Source organism: Roseomonas sp. FDAARGOS_362 (assembly GCF_002754815.1).
In the GTDB taxonomy this organism is placed as follows: Bacteria; Pseudomonadota; Alphaproteobacteria; order Acetobacterales; family Acetobacteraceae; genus Roseomonas; species Roseomonas mucosa.
Genome location: NZ_CP024582.1, coordinates 292,406 through 311,970, shown reverse-complemented (window position 1 = coordinate 311,970; position 19,565 = coordinate 292,406). Strand labels below are relative to the sequence as shown.

The window sequence follows — 19,565 nt, the reverse complement described above, 5'->3', positions numbered from 1 at the left end:
CCTTGGGGGGTACGATGGCGGCGGAACCTAGTGCTGCTTCGTGACAGCCGCTTTGCACGGGTGTGACGACAGGATGACCAAAAAGGGCCTGCGGATGGTCGTTTCGGCGTTGGGTTCCGCTCGACCGGCGACCGTTCGGCGAATGCCGTGCCGCCCGTGCAGCTTCGGCCGGGACGGCGGCAGGGAGGAGCCGCAGCGGAGCGGCCGCTCCGGCATAAGGCCGCGCAGCCCGGCACAGGGGAACCATCCCCCCGATCCTCGGGTGCCGTATCGGAGGCGAGCAACGCCTCGCCCGCGGGGCGGTGGGGCTCGGGCAATGTCCGGGGGGTTAACCTGTCCAGTTCCACAGCCCGTGCCGGTCCCTTCATCTGATTATATGGGGTCCTCTGGCGCATCCGTGTTAGGGATAGGGTTGGACGAGGAGCCCTACGTGCAGATTCAGGTTGGTTATGAACTCGTCTACGAGTTGCCGCAGCCCACGCCTATGATCCTGATGCTGAGCATCCATCCCGATCGAGCGAAGGACATCCTGGTCGCCGAGGCACCGCGCTGCGATCCTCCTGTCCCCGTTTCTCCTTACCGGGACGGCTTCGGCAACCTGGGTTCACGCCTTGTGGCACCTGCGGGACGTTTTGTCCTTTCGAACAGCGCCATGGTGCAGGATACCGGCCTGCCTGACACCGTGGTGCCGGACGCGGCCCAGTGCATGATCGCCGACCTCCCGGATGAGGCCATGACCTTCCTTCTGGGAAGCCGGTACTGCGAGGTCGATCTGCTGGCTTCGGCCGCCTGGAACTTGTTCGGGAATACCCCGGCAGGATGGGGCCGCGTGCAGGCTGTCTGTGACTTTGTCCACCAGCACATCACGTTCGACTATCAGGCGGCGAGGGCGACACGGACGGCGGCCGAGGCTTATGCGGAGGGTCGCGGTGTCTGCCGGGACTATGCCCATCTGGCGATCACATTCTGCCGCAGCCTGAACATACCGGCCCGTTATTGCACCGGCTACCTGGGTGACATGGGAACGCCGCAGCCCTGGGGCGTTCCGGATTTCGCGGCTTGGTTCGAGGTCTATCTGGACGATGCCTGGCACACCTTCGATGCGCGCAACAACACCCCCCGTATCGGTCGAATCCTGCTGGCACGGGGGCGGGACGCCACGGATGTCGCGATCACGACCACTTTCGGGCCCAACTATCTTGCGAGCTTCAAGGTACAGACCGACGAAATCGTGGTGGCGAAGCCAGCCGGCAGCGGTAACGCTGGCTGAGAGGTTCGTGGCCGCCCCGGCCGGCCGCGCCATCCGCCGGGAGATCGAGCCTTCCGCGGAGGAGCTCAAATCGTTCTGAGCACCGTCCGCGACGCCCTCTTTGCCGTCTCTGCGGCTGCGGGCACAACATTCGCAAGATCCTCGCCCAGCTCAGTATCCTTCTGGCCGCCCTCTTCAACAGCCTTATCCGCCTGATCGGACCGGCTTAATCCGCGGGACCCAGCCGATAGCCGACACCCGGTTCCGTTCGGATCAGCGTGGCGGCATCGCCGAGCTTCTGGCGCAGATGTCCGATATAGACACGCAGATATTGCGGGCTTTCGGCGTGGCCTGGCCCCCAGACCGCCGAAAGGAGCTGGCGCTGGGTCACCACGCGGCCCGCCCCCGCTCTTGCCAGGGCGGCCAGCAGATCCCACTCGCGGGGCGTCAGCTTGAGTGCCGCGCCATTGACCATTACCGTTCTGGCAGCGAGGTCCATCTCGATCTGGCCGATACGGATCAGCGCCGCCGGCGCGTCCTGTCCCGCTGCTGCGGCGACACGACGAAGCGCGGCCCGAAGACGGGCAAGGAGCTCGGCGAGCGCGAAGGGCTTCTCGACAAAGTCGTCCGCGCCGGCGTCCAGGGCCGTCACCTTGGCCGCTTCCCCATCACGGGCGGAAAGCACGATGATGGGTGCCGTGCAGAAGGCGCGGAGTCTGGGGATCGCCTCCTGCCCATCCAGATCGGGCAATCCGAGATCCAGCAACACGGCGGCGGGCGATTGCGTGGCTGCCAGATGGAGCCCCGTCGCGGCATTCTCCGCCTGCATGGGCGCATAGCCAGACGCTGCGAGCGCCGGCCCCAGGAAGCGGTGGATCTGCGGCTCGTCGTCGATCACCAGGATACGGGGGGGTGATAGATCGGGGGAGGAACTGGTCATGCGGGGAACCGTACTGTGACACGCGTGCCGCGCCCCTCCTGGATGGGGCTCTCGGCCAGGATCTCTCCTCCCATGGCCTGGGCCAAACCCCGTGCGATGGCAAGGCCCAGGCCACTGCCGGCCGCGATCCGGTCGGTGCGCGAAGCGCGGTAGAAGGGATCGAAGATCCGCGCCAGATCCTCGCGTGGAATGCCGGGGCCGTCATCCTCGATGGAGACCGACGCATTCGCGCCGAGGCGCTGCGCGACGACGGCGACACGCCCCTCCGGTCCTGAGAACTTCATCGCGTTGTCGAGCAGGTTGCCAAAGATCTGGTCGAACAGAACCGGATCCAGGGACGGGTCCGGCAAGCGGGTGCCGATGCGCCGCTCCACCCGGCGTCCCGTCGCGTGTTCTGCCCGCGCGATGGCGGACTCCAGGGCAGAAGCCAGGTCCACCGCCTCGCTTCGCAGGGAAACCTGCCCGCTTTCCAGCCGGACCATATCGAGAATATTGGACAGGAAACGGCCGAGGCGTGCCGTTTCCTCTTCGGCGGCGAGGATGAGATCCGCCCTGGCTGCCGAGGAAAGTGCATCCCCCATCGTCCGGAGCGTCTCCAAAGAGCCTCTGATACCGGTCAGCGGCGTGCGCAGGTCATGGCCGAGGGAGGTGAGCAGCGTCGTCCGCAGCGCATCCGCTTCCGCACGCATGGCACCCCGCGCCCGGTCCTCCATCAGCTCCGCCCGTTCGAGCGCGATGGCCGCCTGGTCGAGAAGTGCGGCCAGGGTTCGCGACCTTTCGCTGTCGAGCGGCTCCGAACGGTCCGCGAAGCGGATCCCCACCACCCCTGCAATGCCTTGCCCGCTGGGCAATGGCTGAAACTGCCATAGCGCCGTCGGAAGCGTGTCCGTCCCCCAGCCTGTCGGCCTGCCCTTGGCATAGGCCCAGCGGGCGGCGGCCATGGAGGCGTCGTCGGGCTCGGCCGCGGATGGTGCCGCCGCCCGGAGGATCAGGTCGGTATCGTCCGGCCTCCGTCCGCGTGGCAGGCCCAGCCCGGGCAGATCCTCGCCGGAAAGCGGTATGAGGACGCAGCAGGAGCAGTCGGAAACCCGCCCCGTCTCCTCCGCGATCAGGGACAGGAGGGAGCCCCGGTCCATCGGGGCCCCGAGACGGCGGCTGAACTCCACCAGGCGCCGGAGCCCGAAGACCCGGGCCTGGGCGGTGCGGACGGTCCGCCCGAGCCGCCCCGCCGTTCCCGCGAGCAGCAGGGCCACCAGGCCGAAGACCACGGCGCCGAGCACTTCCTGCGGGCCGTCGATGGTCAGGGTGTAGCGCGGCTCGATGAAGAGGTAGTTCCAGAGCAGAAAGGACAGGATCGCCGTGGCGAAGCCATGTGCGGGGCCGAACCCGACCGCGGCGGCCACTGTGGTGGCGAGATAGACCATGCCGAGCGACCCCTCGGTCACCCGGCCGTCCAGGGCAAAGGCGATCCCTGTCGCGGCCAGGACGCCGGCGGCCATGCTGGTCCAGCCGAGCCAGGCCGGATAGCCGCGCCGCTCGGCGACGGGCTTCGGGCGCCCCGTGCCGGGGGAGCCGGGGACGAGGTGCAGCGTGAACTCCGTGGCCCGCCGCATCAGGGCTGCCGCCAGCGTGCGGCCGGTCAGGCGCCGCCAGAATGTCGGACGGCCGCGGCCGATGACGAGATGCGTGACGTTGCGTGAACAGGCCGCCCTCAGGATGGCACGGGGCAGGTCGGTGTCGACCACCGTCTCGGCCTCGGCGCCGAGTGCCTCCGCCAGACGCAGCGCCCGGGACGGGTCGCTTCCCGCCTCGCCCGGCTGCTCGATGTGCAAGGCCACCAGGGGCGCGCGCAGCGCGTCCGCTATGCGGCGGGCCTGCCGGATCACCGCCTCGGCCTCCGGCCCACCGCCCAACAGGACCATGACCCGCTCGCCCACGGGCCAGGGACCCGCGATGGCGTTGGCCTGCATATAGCCCGTGACGTCGGCATCCACGCGCTCGGCCGTCCGGCGGAGCGCCATTTCCCGCAGTGCCGCGAGGTTGCCTTCGCGGAAGAAGCCTTTCAGGGCCCGCGCCGCCTGATCAGGGCGGTACACCTTGCCCTGGCGCATCCGCTCCAGCAGCTCGGCCGGTGGGATGTCGATCAGTTCCACCGCGTCCGCGCCGGCCAGCACATGGTCCGGGACCGTCTCGGCCACGCGCACGCCGGTGATGCGCGTCACCGTCTCCGACAGGCTTTCGAGATGCTGGACATTCATGGCGGTCCAGACCTCGATGCCGGCGGCCCGCAGCTCCTCCACATCCTGCCAACGCTTCGGATGGCGGCTGCCGGGCGCGTTGCTGTGCGGCAGCTCGTCGAGCACCAGGATGCCGGGATGGCGCGCGAGGGCCCCGTCGAGATCGAACTCGCTCAGCACCTGCCCACGATAGGACAGGCTTGCGCGCGGCAGCATCTCCAGCCCGGCGAGCTGGGCCGCCGTTTCCGCACGGCCATGGGTTTCCACCAGGCCGACCACCACATCGGCACCCCCCAGGGCACGACGGCGGGCCTCCGTCAGCATCTCGTAGGTCTTGCCGACGCCTGGCGCGGCCCCCAGGAAGACCTTCAGCCTCCCCCGTTGCTCCTGCTTCGCCAGGGCAAGCAGCGCATCCGGATCGGGCCGGGCCGGTTCGCCATTTCCTGTCCCTGCATCCCTCATCCGGAACACGTACCCGGGGACATGGCCAGACCGAGGGTCACCCCTTCAAGCGCGCCATCACAAGCAGCTCGGTCACGAAGCCGCCCAGGACGATCGCCACCGCCACGGCAAGCCACAGCATGGCCGGGCGCGGCGGGGATGTCGCGGGTGTCTGCAAGCCCATGAGCAACGACCCGATGAAGCTCCAGGCGAAGAGCAGGGACAGGGTCGCCAATATCACCGCGCCTGCGCCAAGTCGTCGCAAGGGATGCCGGACGAGGCCGGCAACGTCCTGGTGCCGGGCCGGAAATGATTTCCTGGAGAGACGTTCCGGCCCGTCCGAGATCATGGATGACATGGCGATCGCTCTTGAAGCCTGGCCTCTCATTGGCTTGAGGCGAAAGATGTAAAAGCGCGATCATCCATTCATTCCGAAGCTATAAAAAACCCATAAAATTCCCGGGCTGCCCAACTCGCGGCCGCGTGTATTTATATGCTTTTTATGCGGCCCGGTGAAAACTCGAATGGCCTCTTTACGCCCGTTTTCCCATTGACTTCACCCGGTGCCGGCTGTGCGCCGACCAGGGAAGTTGGAATATGAACGATCTCGTTGCCCTTGCTCTTGGCCTCGGTCTTTTCGGCCTGCTGGCGGCCTATGTACGCGGCTGTGACCGGGTCTGACGCGTCATGCTCGACCTGATCCTGGGCGGCGCCGTCTCAGCCGGGCTGCTGGCCTATCTGCTATGGGCGCTCCTGCGCCCCGAGGACCTCTGATTCCATGACACTCATCGGCTGGGCGCAGATCGCGCTCGTCCTGGCATGCATCCTCGCGTCTGCGGTGCCACTCGGACGCTATATGGCGGCCGTCGCCGATGGCCGCATGACTTGGCTGCGGCCCGTGGAAGCAGTCTTCTACCGTGCGGGAGGCATCGATCCTGAACGTGGCCAGGACTGGAAGGCCTATGTCCTCGCCATGCTGTCCGCGAATGCCGCAGGTTTCGTGCTGCTCTTCGCCATCCTGCGCCTGCAGGGCGTGCTGCCACTGAACCCGCAGGACTTTCCGGGCATGTCCTCCTGGCTTGCCTTCAACACGGCGGTCAGCTTCGTGACGAACACGAACTGGCAGGCCTATTCGGGTGAGGCCGCTGCCTCCTACCTGTCGCAGATGGCCGGCTTCACCGTGCAGAACTTCCTTTCCGCCTCGACCGGCATCGCCCTGGCGCTCGCCGTTTCCCGCGCCTTCGCACGTGGGGGCCTGCGCGAGCTCGGAAACTTCTGGGCCGACTTCACCCGTGTGACGCTCTATGTCCTCCTGCCCTTGGCCATTGTGCTGGGCATGGCTTTCGTGGCGCTCGGCATGCCGCAAACCTTCTCCGCCTACGTCACGGCGACGACGCTGGAGGGCGCCCAGCAAACCATACCCCTGGGCCCGGTGGCCTTTCAGATCGCCATCAAGCATCTCGGCACCAATGGCGGCGGCTTCTTCGGCGTGAACGCATTGCATCCCTTCGAGGGACCCGATGCCCTGGCCACCGCGTTGCAGATCTGGGCGCAGGCGGTCATTCCCTTCGCGCTCTGCCTGACCTTCGGGCGGATCGTGGGCGATATCCGCCAGGGTCGCGTGCTCCTGGCGGTGATGCTGGGGTTCGTAGTTGCCGCCACCGCCGCCATCTACGCGGCGGAGGCCGCGGGCAACCCCCTGCTGACCGCGCTGGGCGTCGATCCGGCCATGGGCAACATGGAAGGCAAGGATGTCCGCTTCGGCCTGCCACTCGTCGCGCTCTTCACCGCCACCACCACGGGTGCTTCCTGCGGCGCGGTGAACGCCATGTTCGACAGCTTCATGCCACTGGGCGGGCTGGTGCCCCTGTTCCTGATCCAGCTGGGCGAGGTGTTGCCGGGAGGTGTCGGATCAGGCCTCTACGGCATCCTGGTCTTCGCCCTGCTCGCCGTCTTCGTGGCGGGGCTGATGGTCGGACGCACGCCGGAATACCTGGGCAAGAAGGTGCAGGCGCGCGAGATCAAGCTGGCGATGCTCGCCGTGCTGATCCTGCCCACGGTGATCCTCGGCTTCACCGCCGTCTCGCTGGTGCTGCCGGCCGCGGTGTCCTCGATCGCGAATGCCGGGCCGCACGGGCTGACCGAGATGCTCTATGCCTATACCTCGGCGGCCGGCAACAACGGCTCCGCCTTCGGTGGCCTCGCGGCCGACACGCCCTGGATGGACCTGACGCTCGGCATTGCCATGATGCTCGGCCGTTTCGCCTATGTCGTGCCGGTCATGGCCATCGCCGGCTCGCTGGCCGCCAAGCCGCGCGCGCCCGAAGGTGCGGGGACCTTTCCAACGCATGGTCCGCTTTTCGCGGGCCTGCTGGCAGGCGTGATCCTGATCCTGGGCGGCCTGCAATTCCTCCCTTCCCTCACCCTCGGTCCGATCGCCGAGCACTTCACCCTGCTCGCAGGCAAGACTTTCTGAGGCATACCCCGATGCTCGACACCACCACCGGCCGGGGCACATCCACGCGCGCCCGGCCAGTCCTCCTCGACACGGCGCTGCTGCCACGCGCGGTCGCGGATGCGTTCCGTAAGCTGAACCCCGCCACGCTGATCCGGAACCCTGTGATCTTCGTGACGGAGGTGGTCTCCATCCTCGTCACACTGCTGGCGGCCCGCGCCGCCTTCGTGGGGGAGCCATGGGCCTTCCAGGCAGGCATCGCGCTGTGGCTCTGGTTTACCGTCCTGTTCGCCACCTTCGCCGAGGCGGTGGCGGAGGGCCGTGGCCGCGCGCGGGCGGAGAGCCTGCGAAGGGCCCGCACCGAGACCGAGGCGAAGCTTCTCCTGAGGGCCGATGACCGCAGCCTGTGGCAGCCACGCGGCGCGGCGGAACTGCGGGTGGGCGAGCTGGTCCTGGTCGAGGCGGGTGATCTCGTTCCCTCGGACGGCGAGGTCGTACAAGGCATCGCCTCGGTGAACGAGGCCGCCGTGACCGGCGAGAGCGCGCCCGTGATCCGCGAGAGCGGCGGCGACCGCTCGGCGGTGACAGGCGGAACGCTGGTGGTTTCCGACTGGATCGTGGTGCGCATCACCGCGGCACCGGGTTCGACCTTCATCGATCGCATGATCTTGCTGGTCGAAGGTGCCTCGCGCCAGAAGACGCCGAACGAGATCGCGCTCGACATCCTGCTCGCCGGCATGACGATCATCTTCCTGATCGCCGTGGCCAGCGTGGTGGGACTCGCGAGCTGGAATGGCGCGCCGCCTTCCGTGCCCGTGCTGGCCGCGCTGCTGGTCACGCTGATCCCGACCACCATCGGCGGCCTGCTCTCGGCCATCGGCATTGCCGGCATGGACCGTCTCGTCCGCTTCAACGTCATGGCGACGAGCGGACGCGCGGTGGAGGCGGCGGGCGATGTGGACGTGCTGCTGCTGGACAAGACCGGCACCATCACCCTCGGCAACCGCCAGGCCGCCGCTTCCCACCCCGCCCCGAACGTGACCATGCGGGAACTGGCCGAGGCCGCGGTGCTGTCCTCCCTGGCCGATGAGACGCCGGAGGGCCGCTCGATCCTCGCCTTCGCGCGCGAGGCGCACGGCGTGGTGCCCCCTGCCCTGCCGACCGGGGCGAAGGTGGTGCCCTTCACAGCCCAGACCAGGATCTCAGGCCTCGACCTGCCGGATGGCAGCTACCGCAAGGGAGCGTCCGAAAGCATCGTCCGCGCGCTCGATACCGAGGCGCCGCCCGCACTGCGCGAGGCCGTGGAGCGCATCGCGCGACAGGGCGGCACGCCGCTGGTGGTGGCCAGGGACCGCCGCCTGCTGGGCGCCATCGAGCTGAAGGACATCGTCAAGCCCGGTATGCGGGAGCGTTTCGCCGCATTGCGCAGGATGGGCATCCGCACCGTGATGGTGACAGGCGACAACCGCCTGACCGCCGCCGCCATTGCGGCCGAGGCCGGGGTGGACGACTTCATCGCCGAGGCGACGCCCGAGGACAAGCTCGGCTACATCCGCAAGGCACAGGGGGAAGGACGCCTCGTCGCCATGGCCGGCGACGGCACCAATGACGCGCCGGCGCTGGCGCAGGCGGATGTCGGGCTCGCCATGCAGACCGGTACCCAGGCGGCGCGCGAGGCCGGCAACATGGTGGATCTCGACAGCGATCCGACCAAGCTCATCGAGGTCGTCGAGATCGGCAAGCAGCTCCTCATCACCCGGGGCGCACTGACCACCTTCTCCATCTCGAACGATGTGGCGAAGTACTTCGCCATCCTGCCGGCGATCTTCGTGGCCCAGTATCCGGAGCTCCAGGCCCTGAACGTGATGCGGCTTGCGAGCCCGGAGAGCGCCATCCTCTCCGCCGTGATCTTCAATGCCCTGATCATCGTGGCCCTGGTCCCGCTGGCGCTGCGGGGCGTGCGCTACACGCCGTCCGGAGCGGCGGCACTGCTGCGCCGGAACCTCCTGATCTACGGACTGGGCGGGATTGTCGCGCCTTTCGCCGGAATCAAGGTCATCGACCTCATACTCCAGATGCTGGGGATCGCCTGAGCATGTCTCTGCTTCGTCCCGCCGCGACCCTGGTCGTCGGCTTCACCCTGCTTCTCGGCCTGGCCATGCCTGCGGCCATGACGGGCCTCGCGACCACCTTTCTGCCTGACCTGGCCGGCGGGTCCCTGATCGAGCGCGATGGGCACGTGATCGGCTCGGCTCTGATCGGGCAGAACTTCACCGGAGATCGCTACTTCCATGGCCGTCCCTCCGCCACCACCGCATCCGATCCACAGGACAGCAGCAGGACAGTGGATTCGCCGTACAATGCCGCATCATCGGCGGCCTCGCAGCGGGGGCCCTCCAACAGGGCATTGATCGATGCGGTACGCGAGCGTGTTGCGGCGGCCGGGGCCGCGCCTGTACCCGCTGATGCCGTCATGGCTTCGGGTTCCGGCCTCGACCCCGATATCAGTCCGGAGAATGCGGTCCGGCAGGTAGCGCGGGTGGCGCAGGCACGCGGCATGCCGGAGGAGCGTGTGCGTGCGATACTGCGCGAGAATACCACAATGCCGATCCTGGGCTTCCTTGGCGTAGAACGGGTGAATGTGCTTCGGCTCAATCTCGCACTCGATGCCGCAGGCTGACCGATCAAAAAAGGCTTACGTACCACGCGCTTTTACCATCTGGCTCGCGGCCTCGGGTTGTGAGTACGCCTCTACAAGCTTGTGCTTTTGATTTTTTCTAGGCTTGTCAATCGGCATTGAATGGGGACCCCAGATCGGCGCGCAAAAGGGACCCCTCTTGTAAGGCGTTCAGGCGCGGTTCTTGAATCGCCAACTGTCGTTGCCGGTCTCGACGATGTCGCAGTGGTGAGTGAGGCGGTCGAGCAAGGCGGTGGTCATCTTGGCGTCCCCAAAGACGCTGGGCCATTCACCAAAGGCGAGGTTGGTGGTGACGATGACCGAGGTCTGCTCGTAGAGGCGGCTGACCAGGTGGAACAGCAACTGGCCGCCGGACTGGGCGAACGGCAGGTAGCCAAGCTCGTCGAGGACAACGAAATCCAGGCGGCAGAGATGGTCGGCGATGCGCCCTTGTCGTCCGGCCCGGGTCTCGGCCTCAAGACGGTTCACCAGGTCCACCACGTTGTAGAACCGCCCGCGCGCTCCATCGCGGATGCAGGCCCGGGCAATGGCGATGGCCAAATGAGTTTTGCCTGTGCCGGTGCCGCCGACGAGTACCACGTTGCGCTGCTGGGCCAGGAACCCACCCCCGCGAGATCACGGACCAGAGCCTCGTTGACCGGGGTACCGTCGAACCCGAACTCGTCCACGTCCTTGGCCAGCGGCAGCTTGGCGGTGGTGATCTGGTACTTGATCGAGCGCGCCTGCTTCTCGGCGATCTCGGCCGAGACAAAGTCGCCGATGACCTGCTGTGGCTCATGTTGGCGTTTGACGGCGGCCGTGATGATGGCGTCAAACGCCGCGCGCATGCCGTAGAGCTTGAGCTCGCCCATGGTGGCGAGGATAGCGGTGCGTTCCATCAGGGTCCTCTCCTCAGGCTGTCGTAGCGGGTGCAGTCGGCCAGCGGCGCATGCCGCAGCCGGAGCGCCTCCGGGGTCAGGATGGTCACCGGCGGCGGTGGCTCGCGCTGGCGGGCGAGGATGTTGAGGATGACGTCGGCCGAGTGGACGCCCTCGCGCAGCGCCTCGCTGCAAGCGGCCTCGACCGCAGCCAGACCGTCGTCCAACACCCTGGTCAGGATCTCCACCATCTGCCGGTCGCCATCGGCGGCCGCGGCCAGCTTGCGGCGGACCCGTTCCAGTGCACCGGGCAGCAGCCAGTCCTTGAACGGTGCCCCGTTGCGCAGCGCTCCAGGTTTGCGCGCCAGCACGGGCACGTAGTGCCAGGGGTCGAACACCGTCTGGTCCCGGCCGAACACGCGCCGGTGCTCGCCCACCACCCGGCCGTCCTGGCGCAGCTCGATCCGCTCGGCATAGGCCCGGATCTCGACCGGCCGCCCCACCGCGCTCGCCATCACCGAGTACTTGTTGTTGTCGAACCGCACCAGGCAGGTCTTGGACACCGCGGCAGGCACGGCATGGAACCCGTCGAACCGTCCGGCATAGGGCACCAGGCTTGGCCGCTCCGCCTCGAACGCCTCCCAGACTGTCCGCTCCCTCTGCTCCGGATGCCGATTGGCCCGGGCATGGGACACGCACCGGTCCAGCAGAAGGGCGTTCAGCTCCTCGTAGCTCCTCACCCGCAGTCGCGGCGTAAAGAACCGCTCCCGCACCAGCCCGACCTGGTTCTCGACCTGACCTTTCTCCCAGCCTGAGGCCGGAGTGCAGGCCACCGGCTCGACCAGGTAGTGGCTGCACATGTGCAGGAAACGCCGGTTGTAGGCACGATCCCGTCCCACCAGGATCGCGTCCACCGCCGTGCGCATGTTGTCGTAGATGCCCCGCGTGCAGGTGCCGCGAAAGAAGGCGAACGCCCGGTCATGGGCGTCGAACACCATCTCCTGCGTCTCGCGCGGATAAGCGCGAACGAACAGCATCCGGCTGTAGCATAGCCTCACATGCGCGACCTTGACGGTTACCGTCGTGCCGCCGATCAGCACGACCTCGTGGCTCCAGTCGAACTGGTACGCCTCGCCCGGCGCGAAGCTCAGCGGCACGAAGGCTGCTGCCACCGCCGTCGCCCGTGACGCCTGCCACCCCCGCGCATGGCGCCGGACCGCGTCGTAGCCGCCCTCATATCCCAGCCCACGCAGCGCCTCGTAGACCCGCACCAGCGTCAGCCGCTCGCGCCGCGGCCGCGCCTCGTTCGCCTCCAGCAGGCGCTCCAGATCGGCCTGCCAAGGTCCCAGCTTGGGCTGCGGCTGCCGCGCCCGGCTGTAGCGGAATTCCGTCTCCCCGGACCGCAGAACCTTCCGGACCACCTTTCGCGAAATCCCGAGCTCGCGACAGATCGCCTTGATCGACTTGCCCTGCACCCAGTGCAGGCGCCGGATCTTTGCCACCGTCTCCACGACCAGCATCCCAGCCCTGGCTCCCGATCATCCCGGGAACCACTGTGAACCCCGCCGTCAGTGGGGTCCCGTTTGGACGCCGATCACCCCTCCAACAGGGTTCCTATTCCATGCCGTTCCACAGTTCGCCTTGATCTGCCAGTCCTGGCAGCGGCCATCCATGAAACACCCTCAAAGGCATCCGTTCGAAATCCGGGGTGCGGCGGCGGTGATGACAAGGCCGACGAAGCATCGGATCGCTTCCCAGTGATAGTGGCCACCCGTGCCGATACGCCGACCAATGCGACGGCTATGGCTTGGGTCAACCTGGCCGAGCGCCTCCGCTTCCGATCCCAGCAAATCAGCGGAACCAGGGAACCAGAACACCGGGTCAGTTCATGAGCAACGTGGAAAGCTGGCGAGCATAGCCATCCACTTTTTCCCGCAATCGTGCGCCCTCCACAGCGTCCTGGTTGCTTTCCGCCGCGAGGGACCAGGCGCCCAGTTGAAAGGCCAGGTAGCAGGGGCGCAGGAACTCCATCAGGCGCGGCTCCACGCGGCACCCAGCTCGCTGCTGCACTTTTTGGCGGAGTTGTTCCTGTTCGTGGAAGGACAGGCCCAACTCGCTGCCGGCTCCGACGATGTCCCAGGCGATGTCCTGACACCCGATGAGATCATGCGCGGTGGCGTGGTCCACCGCGTCTGTCTTGAGCAACCTCCCTTCCGGCGTCAGAAGCCACTCCCAGGCGTGCAGCCGGTTGTCCGTGTACACGCGGCGGCAACTTACCTCCAGAACGTCCGTCAGCGGCTCCCAGACAGCCAGGCGTTTCGCGAACTGCTCGCCGAGAGTCTGCGCGGTATTGTGCCGCGCCATGCTGAGGAGCTCCGCGGCCGGAGCCCCCGCCTCCGGCCGCGCCGGCATGGATCGGGCGCGAAAGCCCAGATACCGCCCGAGCCAGTCCAGCAACGCCGCTTTCCCGGGGCTGCCTGCCGTGAGGGGACATGCGTCCTCGATCCAGCGCTCCACCAGGAAGCCGTGCAGAAGACCCGCAACCGGCGGCGTGAAGCCAGCCTCGTGCAGAGCTCTGGCCTGGGCGAGCCGCTCCTCGCCATGCTGCCCTAGTCCGGCGAATTTCAACAGCCAGGTGCTGTCGGCCGTGCGAAACAGGAACTTGCGGCGTTCCTGCCATGGATGCACGGCGGGCCAGGTGGCAGTGTCGGCTTGGCCCAGCGCGCGCCAGGCCCCACCCGAGATGTCCTGCATAGGAGCCACGGCCGGGCCTAGAAGGTCCGCTGCCCAGCCCTCCAGCCGTTGCGCGGTCCTGGCTGGGTCGAGCAGGAGCGCATCGAAACTGGCAGGACGACGCGTGACCTCCGCCCAGATTGCCCGGCTCCGTGGGCTGGCATAGGTTCCCGGCTCCCCCGCATGGCCCGGGAAAAATGTGATCCGGTCCCGCGACACGCCTTGTACCTCAAGGAAGGATGTCACTGCGCCGAAGCTGCTGCCCGACAGCCCAGGCCCTTCGTCCACCACCGCAAAATTCGTGACGGGTTCGGCCACGAGCGCGTCGGCCAGATCCCTCGCCACCGAAACTTCACGGTGGAAAGGATGTCCCATCGGCCGAAGCGTCCAGAGCCTGGAGGTTCCGAGTGCCGCGGCCACCATGGCTCCCAGTACGGTCCCGATGCTGCGGATCCCGATCACCTGCGTGGAAGCATCGCGGGGCATCGCCGCCGCGGCCTGCAGATAGGCCTCGGGATAAAGGGCGTAGTAGGCGAAGCCCTCCATCCGGCGCACCTGGATCTCGTCGGGCAGGCCAGCCTGCGCCAGGATCGTGAGTGCCGCACACGCCTCTGGCCCGGTCTCCGTGAAGCCGCCGTTCCACGATCGCTCGACGGCACCAGCCAGCCGCAGCAGCAGTGCCATAGACGCCGCGCTGGAAGGGTCCTCCATATCCAGCCGCCCATTCCGTTCGAAGGCCGCATCGGCAAGCCCCTGTGCCAGTTCCCCGGCCAGGATCAACGCGCCCACAAGGGCACTGTGGCGACCAAGGCCCGGCGGGAGAGCACGGAGCCGCTCGAGAAGCGCCGAGAGGTGCTCCAGTTCCACCTGCGGCTCGACACGGCGCACAGCGTCGCCATAGACCAGCATTCGTCGTCACGCGCCGTGCCGGGAGGGCGGCCTCAGCTGGCGGCTATGCTGTTGAACGGAACGGAATGTGCGGCGGAATGCCCGGTATTCTCGCTGAACCAGGCAATGGTCGATTTCAGCCCCTCCTCCAGCGGCACCTTCGGCGTCCAGCCAAGCAGTTCGCGGGCACGTCCGATATCGGGGCGGCGGCGGCGGGGATCGTCCACCGGCAATGGCTGATGCACCACAGGGGAGCGCGTGCCCGTCAGGGCCACAACCCGCGCCACGAGATCCGAAACCGTCAGCTCCACCGGGTTGCCCAGGTTCACCGCCCCCGGCGGCGGTGCGTCACAGGCCATCAGGCGCAGGAGACCTTCCACCAGATCGGCCACGTAGCAGAAGGAGCGTGTCTGCGTGCCGTCGCCGTAGAGCGTGATTTCCTCGCCCGTCAGAGCCTGGCAGATGACATTGGACACCACGCGCCCGTCATCGGCACGCATACGCGGCCCATAGGTGTTGAAGATCCGTGCCACGCGGACCTCCGCCCGGCGGTGACGGGCGAAGTCGAAAGCCAGTGTCTCCGCTGCGCGCTTGCCTTCGTCGTAGCAGGCGCGTGGCCCCGTCGGATTGACGTTGCCCCAGTAGTCCTCTCGTTGCGGATGGACCTCCGGATCGCCATAGATCTCGCTGGTCGAGGCCTGCAGGAACCGTGCCCCGGACGCTTCCGCGAGACGCAGCAAGTTGCGCGTGCCCAGGACATTGGTGAGCATCGTGTGCTCGGGGTCCGCCTGGTAGTGCGGTGGCGAGGCAGCACAGGCCAAATTGAAGACGCGCGTGAACTGGGCACGGCCATGCGTGATGCCGGATGGCAACGGCTCGGAGATATCCGCCTCCACGAAGTCGAAACGGGGGTCACGCTCCAGATGCCGGATATTCTCTCGCCGTCCTGTTCCCAGATTGTCGAGGCAAACAATCCGCGCTCCATCCGCCAGGAGCAGGTCGCAGAGATGCGAACCGAGAAAGCCAGCACCGCCAGCGACGAGGACAAGATCGGACCGGCTTTTCCGCATGATGTGCCCTCTCAGGAGTGGTGAATGGACAAAGCAGGTAACGCGGCAGCACGCCGGGCAATTGCAGTGCGCAGGTGCATTTCCAGCTCCCCCGCACGATGCGCAGCCGTATGTGCGCCGAGGACGCGCCGTCGCAGCGCCATCGCCATATCGCTGCGCCGTGCCTCGGACATCTGCTGCAATGCTTCCAGAACGGCGCCCGGCCCGTCAGCAAGGATGATCTCCTGCCCTGGCACGAACAGGTCGCCGAGGCCGTCCCAGATGTCGGAAATGATCGGGACCCCGCAAGCCCCGGCCTCGAAAAGGCGGACGCTGGGGCTGTGACCGGCCTGCACCATGTCGGCCCGGGTGACGTTCAGGGTGAAGCGGCTCCGGGCATAGAAGGCAGGGTGGTCGGCGGGAGGGACATGGTCGATCCGCTCAACATTGGCCGGCCAGTCAATGGACGAGGGGTATTGTGGCCCGGCCACGACGAAATGCAGGTCGGGCGCTTGCCGGGCGGGTTCCAGCAACAGGCACTCCAGCACCGGCTGGCGGTCCAGGCTGTAGGTGCCCAGGTAGCTGAGATCCCAGCGCGGCGGCAGGTCCTGCGGCGCATAAGCCGCAGGATCGGCGGAGCAGGCGAGTTGCCTCGCGGCGGGCGAGCCGTAGCGATGCTCCAGCAGGCCCAGGGTAGGACCGCCCGTGAAGCTCAGATACAGGTCGAAACCCGGGATCAGCGCCGGCGAGAGATATTCCTCGTCACCACGCTCCAGCTTCGCCAGCGTCACCGGCGTATCGATGTCGTAGAAAGCCGTGACGCCCCGCGCCACGGACTGCACCATGCGGCCGACTGCCACGCCCTCGGGCACGTAGGAGCCTAGGATGACCGCATCTGCCGTGGCCATCATGTCCTGCCAGCCGCGCAGTTCATCGAGATCCCGATACAGCGCCAGCCGGCAGAACTCCGGCTCCGCGAGGTCACGGTGCGGCGCGTACCAGGGTACGTCCCGTTCCAGGAACAGGACCTCGTGGCCACGCCCGGCGAAAGCCCGCAACAGCGCGCGGTAGGTCGTGGCATGGCCGTTGCCCCAGGACGAGGAAAGGCTCAGACCCAGCACGACGACGCGCATGGGGCTCACGCCAGCACGCCGCGGCATGACGCGGCGCCACGTTCCCTCTGGTGCTCCTGCGCTTGCCGCAGCAACCGGTCCACCTCCGCTCCACGGCGCGTGTAGGTGTGCCCTTCCAGGATACGGGCCCGTGCCGCCTCTCCGATCGCACGCGCCCGCTCTGGCGTCAGCGTCTGGAGATGTTGCGCCACCTCGGCACCGTCGCGCGCCACCAGGACCTCATCTCCCTCCTTGAGGAAGAGGTCGAGGCCGGTCCAGGCATCGGTGATCAGGCAGGCCCCTGCCCCCGCGGCCTCGAAGACCCGTGTGGCAGGCGAGTAGCCGGTGGATGCCATGCTGTCGCGCGCTATGTTCAGCACGGCCAGCGGCGAGGTGTTGAAGGCGTTGTGGTCGCGTGTATAAACATGGCCGATATGGCGGACATTGCCCGGCATCAGCTTGCTGTCCCAGCCATTGCCGCCGATCAGGAATCGCCGTTCCGGCAGGCGCGCCGCCGCATCAAGAAAGAACCGCTCCACCCGCGCCTCGCGATCAGGCAAGCGGTTGCCGAGAAACGAGAGATCTGCCGCAAAGCGTGGATCGACCGGCACAGGATGATGGGTTTCCGGGTCCAGCGCATTGTAGACTGGAATGCAGCGGCGTGCGCCGAGGCTTTCGTAAACCTCGACCACCGGCGGGCCGCCGCCATAGGTCAGCACGAAGTCGAGGGACGGCAGCACCCGGCGCAGCGCATGTCCGGGTTCGTCACGGATCTCGGCCAACGTCGCCGGCGCATCCACGTCCCAGAAGATGCGGATTGCCTCGGGCCGGGCGGCGGCCATGACACCCTCCAGCAACGCATCGTCGAAGACACCGACACCGCTGGCCTTGACGACCACATCCGCGCGAGCCGCTTCCGCCACCACTGCACGCATGGCCTCGACGGTGGCAGGATAGACGCGCACGGCTGCCCAGTCCGGCGGTTCGATGTCACGATGCTTCTGCCGGTCGAAGGCATCGGGCTCGTAGAAGATGATCTCATAGCCCCGTGTGGCGAGATCGCGTAGCAGGCCCCGATAATAGGTGGCGGCACCATTCCAGTAGGAGGAGAGCAGGCTCGATCCGTAGAAGGCGATCCTCATGCGGCGCTGTTCTCCCCAGTACGGTGGTTCAGGTTCAGGAGCTTTCCTCCCCCCGCAGCACCTCCTGGCCAGAGCACGAGCGTGCTGCAGGAAGCCGGCGCGATCTCGAAACGCATGTGCTGATCCAGCGGCAGACCCAGGAAAGCCGCCAACACGGCCTTGATGACGTCGGCATGGCTGACAAGGGCGATCCGTGCTCCGGGATGGTTATCGCGCAGCCGGACCAACTCCGCGACCGCGCGGGCCTGTACCTGCATCATGCTCTCACCGCCGGGAATGCGCGCGGTGGCACGGGCCTCGTTCCATTCGGTCCAGCGCGGATCGGCTTCGAGGTCTCCGAAGCTCCGGCCGGTCCAGGCGCCGCAGTCGATCTCCATCAGCGCCTCGCTGATCTCCATGCCAATCCCAAGGCGCCGCGCGATGGCTTCTCCTGTCTGCCGGGCGCGCTCAAGCGGGCTGGCATAAAGCATGTCGGCCCCTTCTTGCGCCATCCAGCGGGCCAATGCCTCGGCCTGCGATCGTCCAGCCTCACCCAGCACCACGCCCGGCATGCGGCCGCAGAGCGTGTCGCCAACACGGTCATGTGCGGCATGGCGGATCAGGAAAACCGTGGTGGCACGCGTCATGCCCCGTTGAGACCTGCAATGAAACGCAGCGTCCGCTCGCGCGCCTCGCCATCATGGAACTGCTGTGGCGGTGACTTCATGAAATAGCTGGAAGGCCCCACCAACGCACCGCCCAGACCGCGGTCGAGCGCGAGCTTCGCGCAGCGTACGGCATCAATGACGATACCAGCCGAATTCGGCGAGTCCCAGACTTCCAGCTTCAGCTCGACGTTCAGCGGCATGCCGCCGAAGCCGGTGCCCTCCAATCGGATATGCGCCCATTTCCGGTCCGTCAGCCAGGGCACATGATCGCTTGGCCCGATATGCACATTCTCAGCCGCTAGCGGTACGTCGAGCTCGCTGGTGACGGCGCGCGTTTTTGAGAGCTTCTTGGATTCGAGCCGCTCGCGCTCCAGCATGTTCAGGAAGTCGGCGTTGCCTCCGAAATTGAGCTGGTAGGTACGGTCCAGCTGCACGCCTCTTTCACGGAACAGGTTGGCCAGCACGCGGTGCAGAATCGTGGCACCCACCTGGCTCTTGATGTCATCGCCGATGATGGGCAGGCCACGTGCCTGGAATCGCTTCTGCCATTCCGGGTCCGAGGCGATGAAGACGGGGATACAGTTCACGAAGGCGCAGCCCGCCTCCAGGGCACGTTCCGCATACCACTCCGTGGCACGCTGGGAACCGACGGGCAGGTAGGACACCACCACATCCGTCCCGCTCTCCCGCAGGATCCCCGCGACATCCTCGACCGGTTCCGCGCTCTCCTCGATCTCTCCGACCAGATAGCGGCCAATTCCATCCAGCGTCTCGCCACGCCTCACCTTGACGCCGGTGGGTTCAACCTCGGCGAAGCGGCTCGTGTTGTTGGGCGGCGCGAGGATCGCCTCGGCCACGTCACGCCCCACCTTGGCCGCATTGACGTCAAAGGCCGCCGAAACCACGACATCGCTCACATGATATCCACCGAGCTCGACATTCATCAGGCCCGGAACAGGCGTGTTCGCGGAGGCGTCGCGATAGAAGCTCAGTCCTTGGACGAAAGAGGAGGCGCAGTTCCCAACGCCGACGATGGCGACGCGCAATGTCCGTTTCGTCACGCGGGTAAGACCACGTCAGACGTCTTCCGGTTCATGGGCTTCTCCTGACCGTCCTG

The 19,565-nt window shown here is 67.0% G+C and carries 15 protein-coding genes and 1 pseudogene; 5 read left to right on the top strand and 11 right to left on the bottom strand.

What is annotated here, in order from left to right; all coding sequences use genetic code 11:
* The first annotated feature begins 430 nt into the window (after positions 1-430).
* Positions 431-1,270, top strand: a complete 840-nt coding sequence (locus CTJ15_RS01420) for a transglutaminase family protein (protein WP_099780920.1) — start codon at positions 431-433, stop codon at positions 1,268-1,270.
* A gap of 205 nt (positions 1,271-1,475) precedes the next feature.
* Here CTJ15_RS01420 and CTJ15_RS01415 read toward each other — a convergent pair whose 3' ends face one another.
* The 3 genes from CTJ15_RS01415 to CTJ15_RS01405 are packed head-to-tail and all read right to left on the bottom strand — an operon-like array spanning position 1,476 to position 5,225.
* Entirely contained in the window at positions 1,476-2,189 is a 714-nt protein-coding gene (locus CTJ15_RS01415) for a response regulator (RefSeq protein WP_075822481.1), read from the bottom strand.
* Entirely contained in the window at positions 2,186-4,888 is a 2,703-nt protein-coding gene (locus CTJ15_RS01410) for a sensor histidine kinase KdpD (protein ID WP_099780919.1), read from the bottom strand. Before CTJ15_RS01410 ends, CTJ15_RS01415 begins: the two co-directional genes overlap by 4 nt.
* 37 nt (positions 4,889-4,925) lie before the next feature.
* The gene (locus CTJ15_RS01405) at positions 4,926-5,225 is read right to left on the bottom strand and encodes a hypothetical protein (RefSeq protein WP_076970425.1); all 300 of its coding nucleotides are present in this window, start codon (positions 5,223-5,225) and stop codon (positions 4,926-4,928) included.
* 329 nt (positions 5,226-5,554) lie between these two features.
* Between CTJ15_RS01405 and kdpF the strand changes: the two genes are divergently transcribed.
* From kdpF to kdpC, 4 genes are read left to right on the top strand one after another with little or no spacing between them, the layout of a single operon-like run.
* On the top strand, positions 5,555-5,641 hold the full coding sequence (gene kdpF / locus CTJ15_RS25215) for a K(+)-transporting ATPase subunit F (protein ID WP_075800680.1): 87 nt from the start codon (positions 5,555-5,557) through the stop codon (positions 5,639-5,641).
* 4 nt (positions 5,642-5,645) lie between these two features.
* Positions 5,646-7,343, top strand: a complete 1,698-nt coding sequence (gene kdpA / locus CTJ15_RS01395) for a potassium-transporting ATPase subunit KdpA (RefSeq protein WP_099780888.1) — start codon at positions 5,646-5,648, stop codon at positions 7,341-7,343.
* 11 nt (positions 7,344-7,354) lie between these two features.
* Entirely contained in the window at positions 7,355-9,415 is a 2,061-nt protein-coding gene (gene kdpB / locus CTJ15_RS01390) for a potassium-transporting ATPase subunit KdpB (protein WP_099780887.1), read from the top strand.
* 2 nt (positions 9,416-9,417) lie between these two features.
* On the top strand, positions 9,418-10,002 hold the full coding sequence (gene kdpC / locus CTJ15_RS01385; protein ID WP_058389934.1) for a potassium-transporting ATPase subunit KdpC: 585 nt from the start codon (positions 9,418-9,420) through the stop codon (positions 10,000-10,002).
* A gap of 168 nt (positions 10,003-10,170) precedes the next feature.
* On the opposite strand, the pseudogene istB reads toward kdpC, so the two are convergent.
* The 8 genes and pseudogenes from istB to CTJ15_RS01345 all read right to left on the bottom strand — a co-directional run bounded on the left by istB (position 10,171) and on the right by CTJ15_RS01345 (position 19,509).
* Positions 10,171-10,898 (bottom strand): annotated as a pseudogene (gene istB, locus CTJ15_RS01380) (IS21-like element helper ATPase IstB).
* Complete coding sequence (gene istA / locus CTJ15_RS01375; RefSeq protein ID WP_099780886.1) at positions 10,898-12,397, bottom strand: IS21 family transposase; 1,500 nt, start codon at positions 12,395-12,397, stop codon at positions 10,898-10,900. Before istA ends, istB begins: the two are co-directional and overlap by 1 nt.
* A 361-nt stretch (positions 12,398-12,758) precedes the next feature.
* A complete protein-coding gene (locus CTJ15_RS01370; RefSeq protein ID WP_075821815.1) occupies positions 12,759-14,519 on the bottom strand; it encodes a hypothetical protein in 1,761 nt (586 codons plus the stop codon).
* A 32-nt stretch (positions 14,520-14,551) separates the two neighbouring features.
* Positions 14,552-15,568 carry a UDP-glucuronic acid decarboxylase family protein gene (locus tag CTJ15_RS01365; RefSeq protein ID WP_051005056.1) on the bottom strand — a complete coding sequence of 339 codons (1,017 nt, stop codon included), beginning with the start codon at positions 15,566-15,568 and terminating at the stop codon, positions 14,552-14,554.
* An 11-nt stretch (positions 15,569-15,579) separates the two neighbouring features.
* Entirely contained in the window at positions 15,580-16,680 is a 1,101-nt protein-coding gene (locus CTJ15_RS01360) for a glycosyltransferase (protein WP_037249939.1), read from the bottom strand.
* Between the two features lie 5 nt (positions 16,681-16,685).
* A complete protein-coding gene (locus CTJ15_RS01355; protein ID WP_099780885.1) occupies positions 16,686-17,801 on the bottom strand; it encodes a glycosyltransferase in 1,116 nt (371 codons plus the stop codon).
* A complete protein-coding gene (locus CTJ15_RS01350) occupies positions 17,798-18,427 on the bottom strand; it encodes a histidine phosphatase family protein (RefSeq protein ID WP_019461917.1) in 630 nt (209 codons plus the stop codon). Before CTJ15_RS01350 ends, CTJ15_RS01355 begins: the two co-directional genes overlap by 4 nt.
* Positions 18,424-19,509: an inositol-3-phosphate synthase gene (locus tag CTJ15_RS01345; protein ID WP_075821813.1), complete on the bottom strand. Its 1,086-nt coding sequence runs from the start codon at positions 19,507-19,509 to the stop codon at positions 18,424-18,426. Before CTJ15_RS01345 ends, CTJ15_RS01350 begins: the two co-directional genes overlap by 4 nt.
* Positions 19,510-19,565: the final 56 nt, after the last annotated feature.

Bases quoted from the DNA above. Each gene is read 5' to 3' on its own strand.
- kdpC (WP_058389934.1), top strand. From the start codon at position 9,418: ATGTCTCTGCTTCGTCCCGCCGCGACCCTGGTCGTCGGCTTCACCCTG.
- kdpB (WP_099780887.1), top strand. From the start codon at position 7,355: ATGCTCGACACCACCACCGGCCGGGGCACATCCACGCGCGCCCGGCCA.
- CTJ15_RS01355 (WP_099780885.1), bottom strand. From the start codon at position 17,801: ATGAGGATCGCCTTCTACGGATCGAGCCTGCTCTCCTCCTACTGGAAT.
- CTJ15_RS01370 (WP_075821815.1), bottom strand. From the start codon at position 14,519: ATGCTGGTCTATGGCGACGCTGTGCGCCGTGTCGAGCCGCAGGTGGAA.
- CTJ15_RS01410 (WP_099780919.1), bottom strand. From the start codon at position 4,888: ATGAGGGATGCAGGGACAGGAAATGGCGAACCGGCCCGGCCCGATCCG.
- CTJ15_RS01365 (WP_051005056.1), bottom strand. From the start codon at position 15,568: ATGCGGAAAAGCCGGTCCGATCTTGTCCTCGTCGCTGGCGGTGCTGGC.
- CTJ15_RS01360 (WP_037249939.1), bottom strand. From the start codon at position 16,680: ATGCGCGTCGTCGTGCTGGGTCTGAGCCTTTCCTCGTCCTGGGGCAAC.
- kdpA (WP_099780888.1), top strand. From the start codon at position 5,646: ATGACACTCATCGGCTGGGCGCAGATCGCGCTCGTCCTGGCATGCATC.
- CTJ15_RS01415 (WP_075822481.1), bottom strand. From the start codon at position 2,189: ATGACCAGTTCCTCCCCCGATCTATCACCCCCCCGTATCCTGGTGATC.
- kdpF (WP_075800680.1), top strand. From the start codon at position 5,555: ATGCTCGACCTGATCCTGGGCGGCGCCGTCTCAGCCGGGCTGCTGGCC.
- CTJ15_RS01350 (WP_019461917.1), bottom strand. From the start codon at position 18,427: ATGACGCGTGCCACCACGGTTTTCCTGATCCGCCATGCCGCACATGAC.
- CTJ15_RS01405 (WP_076970425.1), bottom strand. From the start codon at position 5,225: ATGTCATCCATGATCTCGGACGGGCCGGAACGTCTCTCCAGGAAATCA.
- istA (WP_099780886.1), bottom strand. From the start codon at position 12,397: ATGCTGGTCGTGGAGACGGTGGCAAAGATCCGGCGCCTGCACTGGGTG.